General features: G+C 71.0%; 17 protein-coding genes. 6 read left to right on the plus strand and 11 right to left on the minus strand.

From position 1 onward, the window contains the following. Positions 1 to 22 precede the first annotated feature (22 nt). Positions 23 to 1600 (plus strand): membrane protein, encoded by a 1578-nt coding sequence (locus SPR02S_RS24550; RefSeq protein WP_019059658.1) that lies wholly within the window; start codon positions 23 to 25, stop codon positions 1598 to 1600. A gap of 70 nt (positions 1601 to 1670) precedes the next feature. On the opposite strand, the gene SPR02S_RS24555 is transcribed toward SPR02S_RS24550, so the two are convergent. After that, positions 1671 to 3173, minus strand: coding sequence for an SCO1417 family PLP biosynthesis transcription factor (locus SPR02S_RS24555; protein WP_019059659.1), 1503 nt, complete (start codon positions 3171 to 3173; stop codon positions 1671 to 1673). 64 nt (positions 3174 to 3237) lie between these two features. On the opposite strand from SPR02S_RS24555, the gene yczE reads away from it, so the two are divergent. The 4 genes from yczE to SPR02S_RS24575 all read left to right on the plus strand — a co-directional run bounded on the left by yczE (position 3238) and on the right by SPR02S_RS24575 (position 6711). Continuing rightward, positions 3238 to 3927 carry a membrane protein YczE gene (gene yczE / locus SPR02S_RS24560; RefSeq protein WP_174447562.1) on the plus strand — a complete coding sequence of 230 codons (690 nt, stop codon included), beginning with the start codon at positions 3238 to 3240 and terminating at the stop codon, positions 3925 to 3927. Then, positions 3924 to 4691 (plus strand): glycerophosphodiester phosphodiesterase family protein, encoded by a 768-nt coding sequence (locus SPR02S_RS24565; protein WP_019059661.1) that lies wholly within the window; start codon positions 3924 to 3926, stop codon positions 4689 to 4691. Before yczE ends, SPR02S_RS24565 begins: the two co-directional genes overlap by 4 nt. A gap of 40 nt (positions 4692 to 4731) precedes the next feature. Beyond that, a complete protein-coding gene (locus tag SPR02S_RS24570; RefSeq protein ID WP_019059662.1) occupies positions 4732 to 6081 on the plus strand; it encodes an MFS transporter in 1350 nt (449 codons plus the stop codon). Positions 6082 to 6336: 255 nt separating this feature from the next. Beyond that, positions 6337 to 6711 (plus strand): RNA polymerase-binding protein RbpA, encoded by a 375-nt coding sequence (locus SPR02S_RS24575; protein ID WP_003977404.1) that lies wholly within the window; start codon positions 6337 to 6339, stop codon positions 6709 to 6711. 116 nt (positions 6712 to 6827) lie between these two features. On the opposite strand, the gene fxsA is transcribed toward SPR02S_RS24575, so the two are convergent. From fxsA to SPR02S_RS24595, 4 genes are all read right to left on the minus strand, one after another. Beyond that, the gene (gene fxsA / locus SPR02S_RS24580; RefSeq protein ID WP_019059663.1) at positions 6828 to 7385 is read right to left on the minus strand and encodes an FxsA family membrane protein; all 558 of its coding nucleotides are present in this window, start codon (positions 7383 to 7385) and stop codon (positions 6828 to 6830) included. A 72-nt stretch (positions 7386 to 7457) separates the two neighbouring features. Beyond that, the gene (locus tag SPR02S_RS24585) at positions 7458 to 8270 is read right to left on the minus strand and encodes a polyprenol monophosphomannose synthase (RefSeq protein ID WP_019059664.1); all 813 of its coding nucleotides are present in this window, start codon (positions 8268 to 8270) and stop codon (positions 7458 to 7460) included. 532 nt (positions 8271 to 8802) lie between these two features. Further along, on the minus strand, positions 8803 to 10413 hold the full coding sequence (locus tag SPR02S_RS24590; protein ID WP_019059665.1) for an amidohydrolase: 1611 nt from the start codon (positions 10411 to 10413) through the stop codon (positions 8803 to 8805). Between the two features lie 47 nt (positions 10414 to 10460). Beyond that, a complete protein-coding gene (locus SPR02S_RS24595) occupies positions 10461 to 10901 on the minus strand; it encodes an Lrp/AsnC family transcriptional regulator (protein ID WP_026150833.1) in 441 nt (146 codons plus the stop codon). 269 nt (positions 10902 to 11170) lie between these two features. On the opposite strand from SPR02S_RS24595, the gene SPR02S_RS24600 reads away from it, so the two are divergent. Beyond that, positions 11171 to 11614: a hypothetical protein gene (locus tag SPR02S_RS24600; protein ID WP_019059667.1), complete on the plus strand. Its 444-nt coding sequence runs from the start codon at positions 11171 to 11173 to the stop codon at positions 11612 to 11614. Positions 11615 to 11624: 10 nt separating this feature from the next. On the opposite strand, the gene SPR02S_RS24605 is transcribed toward SPR02S_RS24600, so the two are convergent. The 6 genes from SPR02S_RS24605 to SPR02S_RS24630 form a co-directional block, all read right to left on the minus strand. Then, positions 11625 to 12719 (minus strand): phosphotransferase family protein, encoded by a 1095-nt coding sequence (locus SPR02S_RS24605; protein WP_019059668.1) that lies wholly within the window; start codon positions 12717 to 12719, stop codon positions 11625 to 11627. Between the two features lie 80 nt (positions 12720 to 12799). After that, the gene (locus tag SPR02S_RS24610) at positions 12800 to 13900 is read right to left on the minus strand and encodes an Rv3169 family protein (protein ID WP_019059669.1); all 1101 of its coding nucleotides are present in this window, start codon (positions 13898 to 13900) and stop codon (positions 12800 to 12802) included. A gap of 343 nt (positions 13901 to 14243) precedes the next feature. Continuing rightward, positions 14244 to 15425, minus strand: coding sequence for an acyl-CoA dehydrogenase family protein (locus tag SPR02S_RS24615; RefSeq protein WP_019059670.1), 1182 nt, complete (start codon positions 15423 to 15425; stop codon positions 14244 to 14246). A gap of 230 nt (positions 15426 to 15655) precedes the next feature. Further along, on the minus strand, positions 15656 to 16315 hold the full coding sequence (locus tag SPR02S_RS24620; RefSeq protein ID WP_026150834.1) for a TetR/AcrR family transcriptional regulator: 660 nt from the start codon (positions 16313 to 16315) through the stop codon (positions 15656 to 15658). Between the two features lie 65 nt (positions 16316 to 16380). After that, positions 16381 to 16527, minus strand: coding sequence for an SCO1431 family membrane protein (locus tag SPR02S_RS62365; protein ID WP_019059672.1), 147 nt, complete (start codon positions 16525 to 16527; stop codon positions 16381 to 16383). A gap of 116 nt (positions 16528 to 16643) precedes the next feature. After that, positions 16644 to 18011 carry a C39 family peptidase gene (locus SPR02S_RS24630; RefSeq protein WP_026150835.1) on the minus strand — a complete coding sequence of 456 codons (1368 nt, stop codon included), beginning with the start codon at positions 18009 to 18011 and terminating at the stop codon, positions 16644 to 16646. Between the last annotated feature and the right edge of the window lie 219 nt (positions 18012 to 18230).

Genomic DNA, 18230 nt, shown 5'->3' on the forward strand with positions numbered 1-18230 from the left:
TACGGACCTTCAGGAGACAGCAGTGGCCCGGCGCCCCCTCCCCCGCATCCTGAGCAACGGCACCGCCCAGATCGCCCGGAGCCGGGAGCTGGCCCGGACGGCGGCCGACAGCGCCACCGATGTCCTCCATCCGCTGATCACGATCACCAAGGGTCTGCGTCGGCTGGCATCCGCCGGCCGGCGCAGATGGACCGACACCCCCAAGGACAAGCGCGGGCCGCTGCTCTTCCTGGTGGCCTCGGTGATCCTGGTCGTGGCTCTGGTGCCCTACGGCCCGCTGCTCGCCGCCATCATCCTGATGGCGGCGGCGGCATGGCACGGCCGCGATCGCACCCCGCCGGCGCCCGAAGGGCCCGACGAGTCCCAGACCCAGCGCCTGCAGTCCCTCTACGAGGCGTTGGTGCCCTACTTCTCGACCGCCGAGGACCCGGCTCCCCTGTTCGCCCACGGCGGCGACTGGGAGAAGGCCTTCCCCGCCTACGAGTTCGACGGCGCGGGCCGGATCTCCCATCTGGTCGTCCGCTATCCGGCGTACTTCACCGACGGCGAGGCCGACTCCCGCGCGCGGATCGAGCAGCTGCTCACCGCGAAGTCCGGCCGCAGCCGGGAGTACCACTTCGCGTGGGACGAGGAGGGCAACCAGCTCACGATCGGCGTCCTCGCCCCGCTCCCCACCGACATCGCCGCCCAGCGCTTCGTCACCGCCCCCGGCGAGACCGTCCTGGGCTTCACCGACCCGACCCAGGTCCACCGCACCCTCCCCCTCACCCACGGCGAGGAACAGCGCGACGTCCCACCGGTCGTCTGGCGCACCGGCATCCGCTCCACCGAGCCGAACCTCCTGGTCATGGGCCAGCCCGGCAGCGGTACCTCCACCCTGCTGCGCTCCATCGCCCTGCAGGCCCTCCAGTACGGCGACGTCCTGATCGTCGAGGGCGGCGGCACCGGCGAGTACGCGTGCCTCACCGGCCGCGACGGCGTCCTCGCGGTGGAGTGCGGCCTGTCCGGCGCGCTGGCCAGCCTGGAGTGGGCCGCCCACGAGACGGAGCGCCGGCTGATCGCGGCCAACCGAGCCCGCCAGTCGGGCCACCCGGCACCGGACGACACCAGGCGCCCCCTGTGGATCATCCTGGACCGCCCGAGCGCCTTCGCCCACGTGGCGGCCGCCGACGGCTACAAGGACCCCCAGTCCCTGCTCCAGGTCCCCCTCCGGCACGGCCGCGCGGCCAACGTCACGGTGGTGGTGGCCGACCAGTTCGACAGCGCGGACACCCTCAGCGACGCCGTACGACAGCACACACGCGCGCGTGTCGTCCTCGGCCCCGCCACCGCCGCCCAGTTGGAGGCGGTCCTCGGCGCTCCCCCGCACACCACGCCGATCGCCCAGGTCCCCCCGGGCCGCGGCTACGCCCGCCTCGGCAACGGCCCGGTGCACCGCCTCCAGGTCCCGGCGACCCCGGACCCGTACGACGACGCGACGAACGACGCCCACCGCCAGGCGGTCCTGGCCCTGCTCCCGCCGCGCACGACACCGGCGGACGCGGCGGAGACGGTAGCCACAGAAGCGGTGGTGGAGGCCGCCGTGGCGGAGACTTCGTAACAGCCCGGGGTCGGCGCGGGCGGCCGGAAGTCGCCCGCCCGCACCGACCCCGGGTACGCCTTTTTCGCGTCTACGCCACGAACGTGCGCGGCGATTCGCCGCCGCCCCCGCTGACCCCGTTCTCCACCAGCCGGGCCGCCGCGGCCAGCCGTGCCGCCGCCTCCTCGGCCACCGCGCCGCCCACGGTGAACGGCAGTCGCACATACCCCTCGAAGGCACCGTCCACGCCGAACCGCGGCCCGGACGGGACCCGCAGGCCCACCCGCTCCCCCATCTCGGCGAGCCGAGAGCCCGACAGTCCGCCGGTGCGCACCCACAGCGTGAGTCCGCCCCTGGGCACTTCGAACTCCCAGTCGGGCAGCTGCCGCCGGAGCGCCCCGACCAGCGCGTCCCGGTTCTCACGGGCCTGGGCGCGCCGAATGTCCACGGCCTGTTCCCAACCGCCGGTGCTGAACAGCCAGTTGACGGCGAGCTGCTCCAGCACGGGGGTGCCGAGGTCGGCGTAGGCGCGGGCGGCGACCAGGCTGCGGATCACGTCGGGGGCCGCGCGGACCCAGCCGATGCGCATGCCCGCCCAGAAGGCCTTGCTGGCGGAGCCGACGGTGATCACCGTCGAACCGGCCGGGTCGAAGCCGCAGACGGGGCGCGGCATGTCGACGTCGTCGTCCAGCCACAGCTCGGTCATCGTCTCGTCGGCGACGAGCACGGTGCCGGCCGAGCGGGCCGCGTCCACGAGTTGGCGCCGCTGGTCGTCACCGGCCAGGGCGCCGGTCGGGTTGTGAAAGTCGGCGACGACGTACGCGATCCGGGGCGCCGCGTCCCGCAGCACCTGTCGCCAGCGGTCCATGTCCCAGCCGGACAGCCCGTCGGCCATCGCCACGGGCACCAGCCGGGCACCCGCCTCGCGCATCAGTTGAAGGATGTTGGCGTACGAGGGTGACTCGACGGCGACCCGCTCGCCGCGCCCCGCGAAGAGATGGCAGATGGCGTCGATGGCGCCCATCGCGCCGGTTGTGACCATGATCTGCTCGGGCATGGTCGGAATCCCGCGCAGGGTGTACCGCTCGGCGATCATCGCGCGCAGCGCGGGCAGCCCGGCCGGATAGTCGCCGTGCGTGTGGGCGTACGGCGGCAGCTCCTCCAGGGCGCCCTGCACGGCCCGGGTGAGCCACGGCTCGGGCGCGGGCAGCGAGGCGCAGCCGAGGTCGATCACCGAACCGAGTGCCTCCGGGGGCAACGGCTCCAACCCGCGCGCGGGGAGCGGATTACCGGCCGGTACGGAGGTCCAGCTGCCGGCCCCGCGCCGCGACTCCAGGAATCCCTCGGTGCGCAGCGCCTCGTAGGCGGCGGCAACGGTGGTGCGACTCACGGACAGCGCGAGCGCCAACTCCCGCTCGGCGGGCAGCCGGGCAGCCACCGGGACGCGCCCCTCCAGGACAAGCAGCCGGATACCGTCCGCGAGCGCCCGATAGGCGGGCGGGCGGCGGGTACCTGGCCCTGCCGGCCGGTCCTGCTGGGAGTTGAGCAGCCGGGCGAGCTGCGCGGCGCCCATCGCCGAGGTCCACTGCGCCATGGAAACCAGTCCACCTTCCCGGAATTGGCCATGGATGGCCTGTGTTCTCAAGCCACAGAGTGACATGCGTCAGGCCACTACCACCACCAGGGGGCACCTCTTGTCCACGCGGAACCGTCTCGGGCGACGGTTGGTCCAGCTGTACGTCGGACTCGCGCTCTACGGCGCCAGTTCGGCGCTCCTGGTGGTGTCGGGCCTGGGCCTGGAGCCCTGGAACGTGCTGCACCAGGGCCTCGCCGAACTCACCGGCCTGACGATCGGCGTCGTCTCGATCATCGTGGGCGCGGCGGTGCTGCTCCTGTGGATCCCGCTGCGCCAGCGCCCGGGCCTGGGCACGGTCTCCAACGTGTTCATGGTGGGCCTCGCGATGGACGGCACGCTGGCCCTGGTCCCTGAAGCACACGGTCTGGCCGTACGGATTCCGCTGCTGCTGGCGGGCATCGTGCTCAACGGAGCCGCCACCGGGCTCTACATCTCCGCGAACTTCGGACCGGGGCCGCGCGACGGGCTGATGACCGGCTTGCACAGGCGCACGGGCCGCTCCATCCGCCTGATCCGGACGGCGCTCGAGGTCATGGTCGTGGCCACCGGCTTCGCGCTCGGCGGCACCGTCGGCATCGGCACCCTGCTCTACGCTCTGGCGATCGGACCGCTGGCCCAGCTCTTCCTGCGCGTGTTCGCCGCCCCGTCGGCATCCGGCGGCAGCACGGTCGTAGCCACCGGGTCACCAGAACGGGCGATACTGCCCCGGTGACCACGCTCATACGTCATCCGTACCTCGACCACCCCGGCCCGATCCCCTTCGCCCACCGGGGCGGGGCGGCGGACGGCCTGGAGAACACCGTGTTCCAGTTCCGCCGCGCGGTGGAGCTGGGCTATCGGTACATCGAGACCGACGTCCACGCCACGGCGGACGGGAAGCTCGTCGCGTTCCACGACGAGACCCTGGACCGGGTGACCGACGGCGCCGGCCGGATCGCGGACCTGTTCTGGTCGGACGTGAGCCACGCGCGCGTGGCGGGCAAGGAACCGGTGCCCCTCTTCGAGGAGTTGCTGGAGACCTTCCCCGAGGTGCGCTGGAACGTCGACATCAAGGCGGAGCCGGCGCTCCGCCCGCTCCTGGACCTCCTGGAGCGCACCGACTCCTGGAACCGCGTCCTAGTTGGCTCCTTCTCAGAGAAGCGCGTGGTCCGCGCCCAGCACCTGGCAGGGCCGCGCCTGGCCACGTCGTTCGGCACGCGTGGGGTGCTGAACCTGCGGCTGCGGTCCTGGGGCGCCCCTCTCCCGGTGCGCCGTTCGGCGGTCGCCGCACAGGTGCCCGAGGAGCAGTCGGGCGTCCCTGTCGTCGACCGGCGCTTCGTCAGCGCCGCCCACGCGCGCGGGGTGCAGGTCCACGTGTGGACCATCAACGAGGCCGATCGCATGCACCGGCTCCTTGACCTGGGAGTGGATGGCATCATGACCGATCACATCGACACACTGCGCGAGGTCATGGTGGAGCGGGGCGTCTGGGCCTGAGCCCCCGGGGCGACGCGTTCACGGGGAAGCGAGGGCACGGGTGGGTACCGACACCCTGCGGTCACCGGCGGCCGACGAGGCAGCCGAGCGGCGGCGCGAACAGCGCGGCTGGTATTTCTACGACTGGGCCTGCTCCGTCTACTCGACGAGCGTGCTCACCGTGTTCCTGGGCCCCTATCTGACCTCGGTCGCGAAGTCGGCGGCGGACCCGGACGGGTTCGTGCATCCCCTGGGGATACCGATCCGGGCGGGGTCCTTCTTCGCCTACACGGTCTCCGCGTCCGTCATCGTGTCGATCCTCGTGATGCCCCTGGCGGGCGCGGCGGCCGACCGCACGGGCCGTAAGAAGCCCCTCCTGGCGCTTGCCGCCTATGTGGGCGCGACCGCCACCACGGGCCTGTTCTTCCTGGACGGCGACCGCTATCTGCTGGGCGGCTTCCTGCTGATCGTCGCCAACTCGTCGGTGGCCGTCTCGATGGTCGTGTACAACTCCTACCTTCCGCAGATCGCCCCTCCGGAGGAGCGCGACGCGGTCTCCTCCCGGGGTTGGGCCTTCGGCTACGCGGCCGGCTCCCTGGTCCTCGTCCTGAACCTGATCCTGTTCACCGCCCACGACTCCTTCGGCCTCTCCGAGTCGATGGCCGTCCGCATCTGTCTCGCCTCGGCCGGGATCTGGTGGGGCGCCTTCACCCTCGTACCGCTGAAACGGCTGCGCGACCGCGGCCGTACGACGTCCGAGGCGCCGACGGCGCAGGGCTGGCGGCAGCTCGCGGCGACCGTGCGGGACATGCGCGGCAAACCGCTCACGCTGTCCTTCCTGTTCGCCTATCTGATCTACAACGACGGCATCCAGACGGTGATCTCCCAGGCGTCCGTGTACGGCTCCGAGGAGCTGGGCCTGAGCCAGTCCACGCTCATCACGGCCGTCCTGATGGTTCAGGTGCTGGCGGTCGCGGGCGCGCTCGGCATGGGGCGACTCGCCCGGACCTACGGGGCCAAGCGGACGATTCTCGGCTCGCTGATCGCGTGGACGGTGACGCTGGGCGCCGGGTACTTCCTGCCCGCCGGCGCGCCCGTCTGGTTCTTCGTACTGGCCGCCGGGATCGGCCTTGTCCTGGGCGGCAGCCAGGCGCTGTCCCGGTCCCTGTTCTCCCATCTGGTTCCGCCCGGGAAAGAGGCCGAGTACTTCTCGGCGTACGAGATGAGCGATCGGGGCATGAGCTGGCTGGGACCGCTTCTGTTCGGGGTGACCTACCAGCTGACCGGAAGTTATCGGGACGCGATCATCTCCCTGGTGGCCTTCTTCGTGGTCGGATTCGTGCTGCTCGCGCGGGTTCCGGTGGCGCGGGCGATCAGCGACGCGGGGAATCCTCTTCCGGAGAGGATTTAGCGCTGGAGGCGAAAGGGCGGTAGTGTACGCGTTTGGCCTGCCTGGCGTACCGTTACTGCGCGTCAAAGATGACGAATCGCTGGGTGACATCTGCTAGTAGATGTGACAAACCGGGCGCTGGTGGGTACAACAAGGGGCGGCTACGACGGCGACGCATGACCCCGTACGGGAATCTTTACCGCCGACCGGACGTTGACCGGATGACGACGACAGCGACACCTGTCCTGTGGGCGACAAGCCCGGGAGGCACGATTCATGAGTGAGCGAGCTCTTCGCGGCACGCGCCTCGTGGTGACCAGCTACGAGACGGACCGCGGTATCGACCTGGCACCACGCCAGGCCGTGGAGTACGCATGCGAGAAGGGACATCGCTTTGAGATGCCCTTCTCGGTCGAGGCGGAGATTCCGCCGGAGTGGGAGTGCAAGGTCTGCGGGGCCCAGGCACTCCTGGTCGACGGCGACGGCCCTGAGGAAAAGAAGGCCAAGCCCGCGCGTACCCACTGGGACATGCTGATGGAGCGGCGCACCCGCGAGGAACTCGAAGAGGTCCTTGAGGAGCGTCTTGCCGTTCTCCGCTCCGGCGCGATGAATATCGCGGTTCACCCGAGGGACAGCCGCAAGTCGGCCTAGTCCTGAAGGTGCGGAGCGGTTCTACCGCACAAGGCACAAAGCAAGTAAGCGCGGGCGCCGTACGAATCTGTACGGCGCCCGCGCTTTTGCCTGTCCGCGTTCTGCCTGCGTCCGGATCAGCGGGTGAGCGGCGGGCGCGGGCCCTGCGGGGCGTCGCTGCCGGGCTCGTCCCGGATGACCTCGCCCTGGACGACCTTGCCGTCCGGGCGGTGCATACGGGCCTGCTGGAAGGCGTCTCCCAGGGTGCCGGGGGCGGCCTTGTCGAGCTTCCGCTCGACCACGCGCTCCGCGTAGCGTGCCAGGGCCTTCTGGACCGGCGGGATCAGCAGGAGCAGGCCCAGGGCGTCCGAGATCAGTCCGGGGATCATCAGCAGCAGACCGCCGAGCATCATCAGGCCGCTGCCACCACCGCTGGCCGGGGCGGTGCCCTGCTGCACGGCCTGGCTCAGGTTCTGGAAGGCCCGTCGGCCCGCCCGCTTGATCACCACGGCGCCGAGCACGAACCCGGCGAGCAGCAGCAGGAAGACCGTGAGACCGCTCGACGCGCCCGCGACCACCGTCAGCAGCCAGATCTCCAGCACCAGCCACACGGCGATGCCCAACGGCAGGAACGTACGCAGCCGGGAACGCGGAGGCCGGGCGGCGGAGGAAGGGGTGGGTGCGCCAGTCGTCATACGTCCAGTGTGCCTGGGCACGGCTCAGGGCGGGATAAGCGGACGATCAACGAGGCCTGTGAAGTCGTAGGGCTACGGCTGTGAAGGCTTTCTCCCGGGGTTCACGCGGCCGCGGAGTTTGCCGAAGCGCTCGCCCACGCCCCACGTCGTGACCCGCCACAGGGCCTCTACGAGGATGTCGCGGCTCATCTTGGAGTCGCCGAGTTCGCGCTCCACGAAGGTGATGGGGACCTCGACGACGTGGTAGCCGGCCCGGACGGCGCGGCGGGCCAGGTCGACCTGGAAGCAGTAGCCCTGGGAGGCCACGTCGTCCAGGCCGAGGCCTTCGAGGGTCTCGCGGCGGAAGGCACGGTAGCCGCCGGTGATGTCGCGCAGCGGCAGGTCGAGGGCCACGCGCGAGTAGAGGCTGCCACCGCGGGAGATGAACTCCCGGGACTTCGGCCAGTTCACCACCCGGCCGCCGGGCACCCAGCGGGAGCCGAGCACCAGGTCCGCGCCCTTGAGCGCGGTGAGCAGCCGGGGCAGCTCCTCGGGCTGGTGGGAGCCGTCGGCGTCCATCTCGATGAGGACGCCGTAGCCGTTGTCCATGCCCCAGTGGAAGCCCGCCAGATAGGCGGCGCCGAGGCCTTCCTTGCCCTTGCGGTGCAGCACCTGGACCTGTTCGTCCTCGGCCGCCAGCTCGTCGGCCAGCTTGCCCGTGCCGTCGGGGCTGTTGTCGTCCGCCACGAGGACATGAGCCTCGGGGACCGACTGCCGCACCCGACGGACGATGGACTTGATGTTCTCCGCCTCGTTGTAGGTCGGGATGATCACCAAGGCCGTGCCGAGCGGGCCGAACTTGCGCCCCTGGGCCTGTGCCGCGAGGGCTCCGTCGCCGTCGTTCACTGCTGCCCCTTCATGTCCGTACGCAGGCGTCCACCATAGTGGCCGCGGCCTGGGCTGACGTGCCAGGCCGTTCGTACGCTGGTGTCGATTCAACAAGAACGGGGTAAGAACGCGCTTTTCGGCACCTATGTGCTGCGGATGGGGGCCCGGCGCCCTTCGGGCCGACCTGGGACCCGCCGGCTGCGGGTCGACCAAGGCCGTTGTCTACTGGACGTCCGGGCCCCACCCGGGTCACACCAGCCGACCGGCCGGAACGTTCCCTCGCCGTGGCGCGGGCGCTGAGCCTGGCTCCCAGTGACGGTGCCCGGTACGGCACACCGTCCCTGACCCAGCGGCGCTTCGGCGATTGTTCGGAGGTTCCCCGGTCGGGCGTCCGGTGGTGGACTCGGACGAACCTACCGGCCCCCTCCGGCCGCCTGTCAACAGCCGTTTGACCTGCACTTTCTCCCTCAACCGGCTGGTCAGGGCAGAGGATGCCCAGGTCGCGCGACAGAGCGGCGGCCGTGGATCGGGAGCGCGCCACCCCGGGAGATCACTCGCCCGGCCGTACGAACACCGTCCGTCCGCCCACGACGGTCCGCAGACAGACCGGAAGGTCACCGCCGGGCGTCAGGTCGGGCAGTCCGGGTGTGCCGGAGCGCGGGTCGGTCGACCAGCGCGCGACCCGGTCGTCGGGCGCCTGCACCACCAGGGCGTCGGTCCGCCAGACGGCGTAGTCGGCGGGCGCGCCCGGGACCAGGACACCCGCGTCGTCGCGTCCTACGGCCCGCCAGCCGCCCCGCGTATGCGCGGTGAACGCGGCCCGCACCGAGACCCGATGTTCAGCCGTTCGGTGGAACGCGGCGGCGCGGACCGTGCCCCACGGGTCGATCGGGGTGACCGGGCTGTCGGAGCCGAAGGCGAGCGGCACACCGGCCCGCAGCAGGGCCGCGAAGGGGTTCAGGGCACGCGCCCGCTCCACGCCGAGCCGCTGGGCGTACATGCCCTCCTCGCCGCCCCACAGCGCGTCGAAGGCGGGCTGCACGGAAGCGGTGAGGCCCAGCTCGGCGAAGGCGGCGATCGTCTCCGGGGTGAGCAGCTCGGCGTGTTCGACGCGATGGCGGGCGGCGCGGACGCGGCCCAGACCGACCTTCTCCGCGGCTGCGCGGACGCCGTCGACCACCGCGGTCACTGCGGCGTCCCCGATGGCGTGGAAGCCCGCCTGGAGGCCCGCCTCGGTACAGGCGACGACATGGGCGGCGACGGCGTCCGCGTCGAGGTAGGCGATGCCGGTGTGCCCGGCGTCGGTGTACGGCTGGTGCAGACACGCGGTGTGCGAGCCGATGGAGCCGTCGACGAAGAGGTCACCCGCCGCTCCTACGGCACCCAGCTCCCGCGCCTTCGCCACGCCCTTGTCGGCCCACTCAGCCCAGTAGCCGACGACACGCGGCCCCAGCTCCTCGGCGGCCAGCCGCAGCAGGCCCGTGAAGTCGTCCTCGGAGGAGATGTCCGGCCCCGCGCACTCGTGGACCGAGCCGACGCCCAGGGAGGCCGCGTGGGCGAGCGCGGTGCGCTGGGCCTCGACGCGCTGCTCCGGCGTGATCGCGGCGAGCGCGATGGCGCGGACGGTGTGGTGGGCGTCGGCGGTGAGAGGGCCGTCCGGCGTGTCGAAGCCGGGGACCAGGTCGAGCAGGGCTGTGGTGACGACCGCGGAGTGGACGTCGATGCGGGAGAGGTAGAGCGGGCGTCCGCCGGTCGCCGTGTCGAGTTCGGCGCGGGTCGGCGGGCGGCCACCGGGCCAGCGGGCGGCGTCCCAGCCGTGGCCGAGCAGGACGCGGTCGGCCGGGCGGCCGGCGGCGAAGTCCCGGACCAGGGACAGGGCCGCCTCCAGGGAGGGCGCGTCGGAGAGGTCGAGGCCGGTGAGCGCGAGGCCGGTGGCCGTCGTGTGCACGTGTGCGTCGGTGAACGCCGGGGTGACCAGCGCGCCGTCCAGGTCGACCACCTCGTCGACACCGTCCGCAAAGGCGTCGGCGGCACCCTCGGAGCCGACCCAGGCGACCTGGCCGCGCTCCACGACCATCGCGGTCGCGAAGGGGTCGGCGGGGCTGTGGACTTCGCCGCGGCGGAGCAGGACGGTTGCCGGTTCGGGGGTGCGCTCACTCATGGGGAACAGTCTCGCGCCTCACCGGCGACGCCCCGCACGCAGGTCGGTCAGATGCGGGGCGGGCGGGCCTCGTACGGCGTCGAGAGGACCACCGTGGTCCGGGTCGAGACGCCGGCCAGGCCACGCAGCCGGGCCAGCAGCTCCTCCAGTTCGTGTGGGGTGGAGACCCGCACCTTGAGGATGTAGTTCTCGTCGCCCGCGACGCTGTGGCAGGCCTCGATCTCGGGGACGTCGGAGAGGCGGTCCGCGATGTCGTCGGGGGCGCTGGGGTCGAACGGTTTCACCGAGATGAAGGCGGTCATGGGCAGACCCACCGCCTCCGGGTCGACGACCGCGGCGTACCCGCGGATGACGCCACGCTGCTCCAGCCGGCGCACCCTCTGGTGCACGGCCGACGTGGACAGGCCCGTGGCCTTGCCCAGGTCTGTGTAGCTCATCCGCCCGTCCTTGACGAGCAGCTGCACGATTTGTCGGTCCAGCTCCTCCATGACGCAAGAACCTACAGTGCCGCTGATCTCCTCCGATACCTCGGCGGCGCAGGTCATACCCGGTTCGTGATGTGGCCGAGAGCGGCTTGTGAGCCTGCCGGGGACAAAAGCGCCGCCTCGGGCATCTGCGGGCGGCATGTGACGAACGCCACAGTCCTCGAACGGTCTCCGTGATGGTCTCGTGATTACCGCGGAGACGGGACGGGAAGTGCTTGCTGTGGTCGAGGCCGCAGCGCCTTCACGGCCCAGCCCAGTAGGGGGAGAAACCCATGCAGAGTGTTAAGCGCCCTGGACGCACCGCGCCCAAGCGGCCACAGCTCGTCGTCGAGCCCGAGCCGGAGGGCGTCGATTCCGATGCCCCGGACGGTTACGACGCCGATGAGCTCGACGCGTACGACACCTTCGAGATGTTCCGGGTGATCTGCCCGGACTGCGTGCAGCCCATCGCGCTCCTCGCGGACGAGGAAGTCCTGCCGGAGCACGCGCTGTGCGCCTCGCCGTGGAACCCGTTCGGGCTGACGGTCTGCGCCGGTACGGGCCGTGAGGCGTCCGACGCCCGGTCCGCCGACGAGTCCGCGGAGCCCCAGGAGCAGGAGACCGCGCTGCTGTTGACGCTCCCTCAGGGCCTCGACTGGCGGACGCAGCCGTTCTCGCACGTCGGCGGTCCCAGCTCGCGCCCGATGCGCGTGCCGGACATGCGCCGCGCCGCCTGAGCGCACTCGCTCAACCCCAGTAGCTGCCCTGCACCATGGCCCGCAGGCTGCCGTGGTGCAGGATCAGTGTGTCCGGATCCGCCGGGACGGCCACCTCTCCGAAGTGCACCTGCCGGTAGGCGATACGGAGCATCACGATCGCGTGCCGCAGGGCCGCGTACAGGGTGTAGAAGTCCATGTCGCGCGGGGTGTGGCCGGTGAGTTCGGCGTACCGCTCCTCCACCCGGTCCCGGCGGAAGAACTCCGGCAGCCCCGACTGACCGAAGGCGACCGTCAGGTCCTGGAAGAAGCGGTGCAGATAGACGGTCCAGCCGAGGTCCACCTCGCGCGGGGCCGGGGCCGCCATCTCCCAGTCGAGGACGGCGACGGGGTCGAACCCGTCGTAGACGACGTTTCCGATGCGCGCGTCGCCCCAGTTGAGGACCGGTTCGCCCGGGTCGGTGGGCCAGAGTTCCGTCAGCCGGTCGAAGGCGCTCTCGATGAGGGGTGAGCGGGCGAGGCCGTCAACCACCCATGCGTAGTAGGCGCGTTGAGATGCGACGTGGCGGTGGAGGGCGTCGCCGTCGCCCGGGAGGGTGAGGAACTCGGCCTCCCGCAGCGGGACTTGGTCGTGGAGGCGGGCGATGAGCGCGACCGAGGCGGCCTCCAGATGTTCTCGCTCCGCGTCGGTCGCCGCGTGCAGCCAATTGCCCTCGTACGTATACGGCATGACGTCCGGCGGTACGCGTCCCTCGGCGCGCTCCATGACGAAGAACGGCGCGCCGAGCGGGCCGGGGTCCTCCTCCAGCCAGCGGACCGCCGGTACCGGGAGGTCCGTGCGGTCGGCGACCAGGCGCATCGTGCGGAACTGGCGGGGCAGGTCGTAGACCGGGAAGACGGTGTACGCCGACGGGTCCGCCGCGAGTCTCAACGCGCAGGCGTGGAGCCGGGGTTCGGGGTGGTCGATGTCGAAGAGCAGGGTCTCGCTGGACATGCCGTTCGAGGAGGGGACCCTGACGTCTACGGCCTTGGCGCCGGGCAGGCGGGTGTCGAGCCACGCGGTGAGGCGGTGGGCGAGTTCCTCCGGGTCGCGGGTGGTGGTACGGGGGCGGGGTGCTGTCGCCATGTCGTCTCAACTCCCTTACGGGGCACGGTCTACATCACCTCGGCTTTCTACGGCGCCACCGAGATGTCACCTCAACTGCCTTACGGGGCGGCCGAGTCGAAGCCGGTGAAGCCGCTCGGGTCGTGGCGGCCGAAGGAGCCGTGCTCGAAGATGCCGTGGCCTGTCATGCCGTCGAGGCGGAAGCGGGCCGCGTGGTCGGTCACGCCATAGGCCGCGAGCGGGGCAGGCTGGGTGAGGTCGTAGGTGCGCCGGTCGAGCCATCCGGGACCGCGCCAGGTGCCGTGTTGCCAGTCGTCGGCGGGTGGGTAGCCGGCGCCGAGCGCGAGGGGTGAGGAGGTCAGGATCTCCACTTCGAGGTCCTGGGGCTTGCGGGCGTCGCCGAGGTGAAGGAGGGCGCGCTCGGGGTGGCGGGTGCCGGAGCGGTAGGTGATCTCGGCCTGGGGCCAGCCGAGTTGGCGGTCGCGGTGGCCGGGGCGGACGACGGTCGCCTCGTTCAGGGTGCGGTAGCCGTCGGCGTCCTCCTGGACGATGACCATGAGGAAACGGTCCTCGAAGCGGACCGGGCACCAGATCCAGTGGAAGCCCTCGGTCGGGTGGGCCTCGGCGAGCCGGCCACCCTCCTCGCCGGGGATCGGCCGCACGCCCCAACTCCGGTCCCGGGTACCGGTCCAGCCGTCGGCGGAGACCCGGAACTCCTCGTCACCGGCACGGATCACACCCTCCACACCGCCCGCCTGGACGAAGCGGCGCCCTTCGAGGGTGAGCCGGTCGCCGCGGTACTGGACGTGGTGGGGTTCCCAGAGGGCCGGAAACTCGGCGGTCCAAGTGAGGTCGCAGGAGAGGGAGTTGTCCTCGCAGCGCAGGCGCAGTCGGTGGAGTGGTTCCTCGACCTCGATGCGCAGTGGGCCTACGGCGAGGTGCATGCGGTCGTCGCCGAGGGCGTCCGAGGCGCGGACCGCGTGGAGTACGTCTCCGGTGCGGAGGGTCACGTAGGCGTCGATCACCCCGACGTTGGGGTAGACGCCAAGGCCGAGGATGAGCAGGGCGCGGCCCTCGTGGTCGAACACGTGGAAGATGCAGCGGTCGTAGGCGTTCCGGTCGCCGGTCGCCACGTGCTTCATCGACAGCGGGACCTGGTGCACGGGGTACTCGTCGAGGGGCACGGGACGGTCGTCTGCCACGGCTAACCTCCCCTGGGGACAGTGGAGGTGACGGTACGTCAGGTGGCGTGCGGTGGCCAGAGCCGGGAGCCGTACGCCGGTGAACTCACGCTCGATTACACGCGCCGGTGACCTGTCAACGCGCCTTTACGTTGCCTTGGTATGACCGCCACATATGCGCCGACCGGGCGTCAGCGCCGGATCTTCGTCCCCGTACCCGCAGAATCGGTTCCCCCGGCGCCGCCGCAACCCCAGGATCCGCCCATCTACCGTGATCTCATGCGGAGTTGGGCCGAACGGGGCCGCGCCCTGCCGGGGCGTCACGACCCGGAGTGGGCGCGGCTGGCGGCGCCGCCCTCGGGACTCAGCCAGTTCGGTGGGCTTCTGGACCCGCCAGGTGGCGGGCGATGACCATCCGTTGGATCTGGTTCGTGCCCTCGACGATCTGCAGGACCTTGGCCTCGCGCATGTAGCGCTCGACCGGGAAGTCGGCGGTGTAGCCGTAGCCGCCGAGGATCTGGACGGCGTCGATGGTGGCCTTCATCGCGGTGTCGGTGCAGTGCAGCTTGGCCATGGCGGCCTGTTTGGCGAACGGGCGGCCCGCGTCGCGCAGTCGGGCCGCCGCGAGGTAGAGGGCTCGGCCCGCCTCGATCTGGGTGGCCATGTCGGCGAGCATGAAGCGCAGGCCCTGGAAGTCGGAGATCGGGCGCCCGAACTGCTGTCGGCCGCTCGCGTAGGCCACCGCCTCGTCCAGCGCGGCCTGGGCCAGGCCGATCGCGCAGGCCGCGATGCCGAGCCGGCCGGAGTCCAGCGCGGACAGGGCGATCGCGAAGCCCTGGCCCTCCTCGCCGATGCGCCGCTCGTCGGGGACGCGGACGCCGTCAAAGTGGACCTGTGCGGTGGGCGAGCCCTTCATGCCCATCTTCTTCTCCGGTACCGCGCCACTCAGCCCGGCCGCGTCGCCGGGCACCAGGAAGGCGCTGATCCCGCGCGCGCCGTCCGCGCCGGTACGGGCCATGACCGTGTAGAAGTCGGCGATGCCGCCGTGGGTGATCCAGGCCTTGGTGCCGTCGATCACCCAGTCCTCGCCATCGCGCACCGCCTTCGTACGCAGGGAGGCCGCGTCGGAACCGGAAGCGGGTTCGGAGAGGCAGTAGGCGCCGAGCAGGCCGCCGCCGAGCATCGCGGGCAGGTGTTCGACCTGCTGCTGCTTGGTGCCGTAGTTGGCCAGCGCGTGGCAGGACAGGGAGTGAACGCTGACGCCGAGGCCGACCGTGAGGCGGGCCGCGGCGAGCTCTTCGAGGACCTGGAGGTAGACCTCGTACGGCTGCTCGCCGCCGCCGTACTCGGAGTCGTACGGCAGGCCGAGCAGTCCTGACCGGGAGAGCAGGGTGAAGACCTCGCGCGGGAAGATCCCGGCGTCCTCTTCCTCGGCCGCTCTCGGGGCGATCTCGCGCTGTGCGATGTCGCGGGCCAGCGAGATCAGATCCCGGGCCTCGTCCGTGGGCAGTTGCCGGTCCACCGGCTGCTGGGCGCGGTCGGGCATGGCGACGCTCTCCTCCCTGTCGGGCACATCGGCGGGCGTACGCCTGGGGTCGAGGCGACGTGGCCGGGTACCGCACGGATGCGGCCACTGCTCCTACTCCCGGGTCTCGGAAGCGGCTGACCAGCGGCTCTGCGCTGTGAGTATGCCCGATCGGAGGTCTCGCGTCACCAGTTAACGACCGCTTACTTCAAGAGTAGCCCGGTCGTCCGGAACTGGTCGGGAAGGATGGCTCAGCCGTCCCGGCGGGCCGGTGACGGCGCCGGATGGGCGGGGTCCAGTTCCTCGATGGCGCGCAGGGTGCCGCCGAGGGTCTTCACGAGGATTTCGCGCATCGTCTCGCGGGACAGGTCGGAGGTGCTGATCCACTCCAGGGTCGCGCCCTCGACGCTGCACACCCAGCCGAACAGGCCCATGCGGGCGATCCGGGAGATGTCGGTACGGCCGTAGGCCCCGTCGGCGATGGTCGCGACGATCGCCGCGCGCACCCCGTCACGGATGGCGTGCACCTCGGTGTCGAAGCCGACACCGCCGCTCACGATGGTGCGGTACGCGGCCTGGTTGTGCTCGGCCCAGCGCAGATAGCTGTCCATCGTCCGCTGCACGCGGTCCAGTTGGGGCAGTTCGAGACCGCTCGCCGCGAAGGTCACCAGGTCGGCGACCGAGTCGTTGATGATCGCCAGGTAGTAGCCGCGCTTGGACTGGAAGTAGTAGTAGATCAGCCCTTTGGCGACATGGGCCTGCCGCGCGATGTCGTCCATGGACAGTGCGTCGTAGGACGTGTCGGCGAACAACTTCCGGCCAATGGTGATGAGTTCGGCGCGGCGCGCCAAAGAACGCTCGGTACCGCGCGCCCGGGGACGCGCCACGTCACGCTGCTGACTGATTTCCAATTTCGACTCTGGCTCTCCAACTGGGCTTGGTCAACCGCAGTATGGCAGGTCGGGTATGCGTCAGGTCACAGCAGGCCGATTTGGGTCACAAGCATCGCGATCACCACGACGAGGGTCCATCCCATGACGTGCTCGACGATCTTCGGGCCGTCGCTCTTGGGGCCGCCGGTACGGGCACGGGTGCGGGCGGCGCTGGCTGAGTGTGCGGTCATGGTGGCTCACAGAGGTCGGATGTGTGGTGGACTCCCCCGGTCTGTCCACCTTGCCATCCATATCGCCTTCTGCGCCGGAGACCTTGGTCACAGCCACCTTGGCCACAAGCTCCGCGTCAGCGCACACCCACCGCCGCGAGTGCCGTGCGCCGGCGGGCGGTCGGATGCGCCGGGAAGTAGAGGTAACAGACGCCGCCGGTACCGGAGGAGAGCTTGCCGGAGGCGTTGTACCGCTTGGTGCGCAGCCAGATGTTCTCGAACTCGCGCCGGTCGTAGACGCGGCGCACGGCCGGATCGCTGGGCGAGAACGGGTCGTTGGCGATCACGTCGCCGTCGGCGGTGAAGCCGATCACCGTCATCAGGTGGCCGGCGGTGCCGTAGCCCGCGCCGGTCAGTTCGCTGCTGAGGAAGGACTGGGACGTTATGGCCGGGATGCCCGCCGCGATCAGCGTCTCCAGGTCGGTGAGCGAGCCGAGGCGGGTGACCACGCCCTGGAGGTCCTTGTACGTGGCCGCGTAGGCGGCGTTGAACGGCCAGTTGCCGCAGCCCTGGTACTGGTGGTCGTAGGTGAAGCGGGCCGCGTTGTCGACCTGCGGGTCGGCGAACGCCGGGTCCACCCAGGCCAGTTGCTCCGGGGTGAGCCGGCCGCCCCAGTACTCGATGATCATCTGCGAGGAGGTGGGGCTGCACCAGGCCTCGCCGCCGTTGTCGTACTCGGGGTACTGGCCGGTGTGGATCTCCTGCGAGTAGCGCGGGACGGTCAACTCCCGTACCAGACCGGGAGTCGATGCCGGGACGGTGAAGCGGTCCGGGATGTCCGAGCCCATCACGCCGAGCCGGCAGACGGTGGGGGTGAGCTTGGTGCCGGGCTTGCGGTAGAGGGTCAGGCGGAGTCGGTACGACGCGAGGCGCAGCCCTGTCGTGGCGTCGTCGATCGCGAAGGTGTCCGTCCAGATGGTGGACTTGCCGTCCGTCTGGTCGTCGACGGAGGTCCGCTTGATGTCCTGGTCGCCGGCCGCCCAGCGGCCCATCACGTACCAGGGGGTGTCCGTGCCGTCGGAGTACGTGCCGTGCAGTTCGACCTGGAGCCAGGTGCCGGCGGGGGTGTGCGCGTTCCAGGAGGCGATGGTCTCCGTGGCGGGGACGGAGAGCCGGTGGACGGGGGACGTCCAGGTCGCGTACTCCCAGGCCGCCGTCTTCTGGGTGTGCGGGTCCGTGTAGTCGACGCTGCCGAGGGCGGCGGCGATCGCGAGGCCGGGTCGGGGGCCCGCTACGGCGCGGGTGCCCTGGGCGGTGCCGCGGCACCAGTCGTCGTACGTGGTCCACGCGTGGTTGTCGACCATGCGCGACGGGGCGCCATCGGAGTCGGCGGCCTCGGTGGCGCTCGCGGTGGCGGCGACCGCCGGGCCCGGGCCGCTCACCACGGCGACGGCGACCGCGGCGGCCAGCACGATTCTGCGGGACGGCTGTTCGGCTCTGCTCATGGGCGGAAGACCCCCGGGTTCTCCGAGTCGGGACAGATCCAGTCGGGACGGGTCCCATGGACGACTGTGCGCCCACTATGAGCACACACGGCACTCCGCTGCCAGCACTTCGAACCTCGCCACACCCACCAATATTGGTATCGACCAGTGGCACGACCTGGGGCGGGAACCACGACTCCCTAGACTGTCCCGGTGACCTGCGGCATCACCCGCCCCACG

It is taken from the genome of Streptomyces prunicolor NBRC 13075, assembly GCF_000367365.1.
Classification (GTDB): domain Bacteria; phylum Actinomycetota; class Actinomycetes; order Streptomycetales; family Streptomycetaceae; genus Streptomyces; species Streptomyces prunicolor.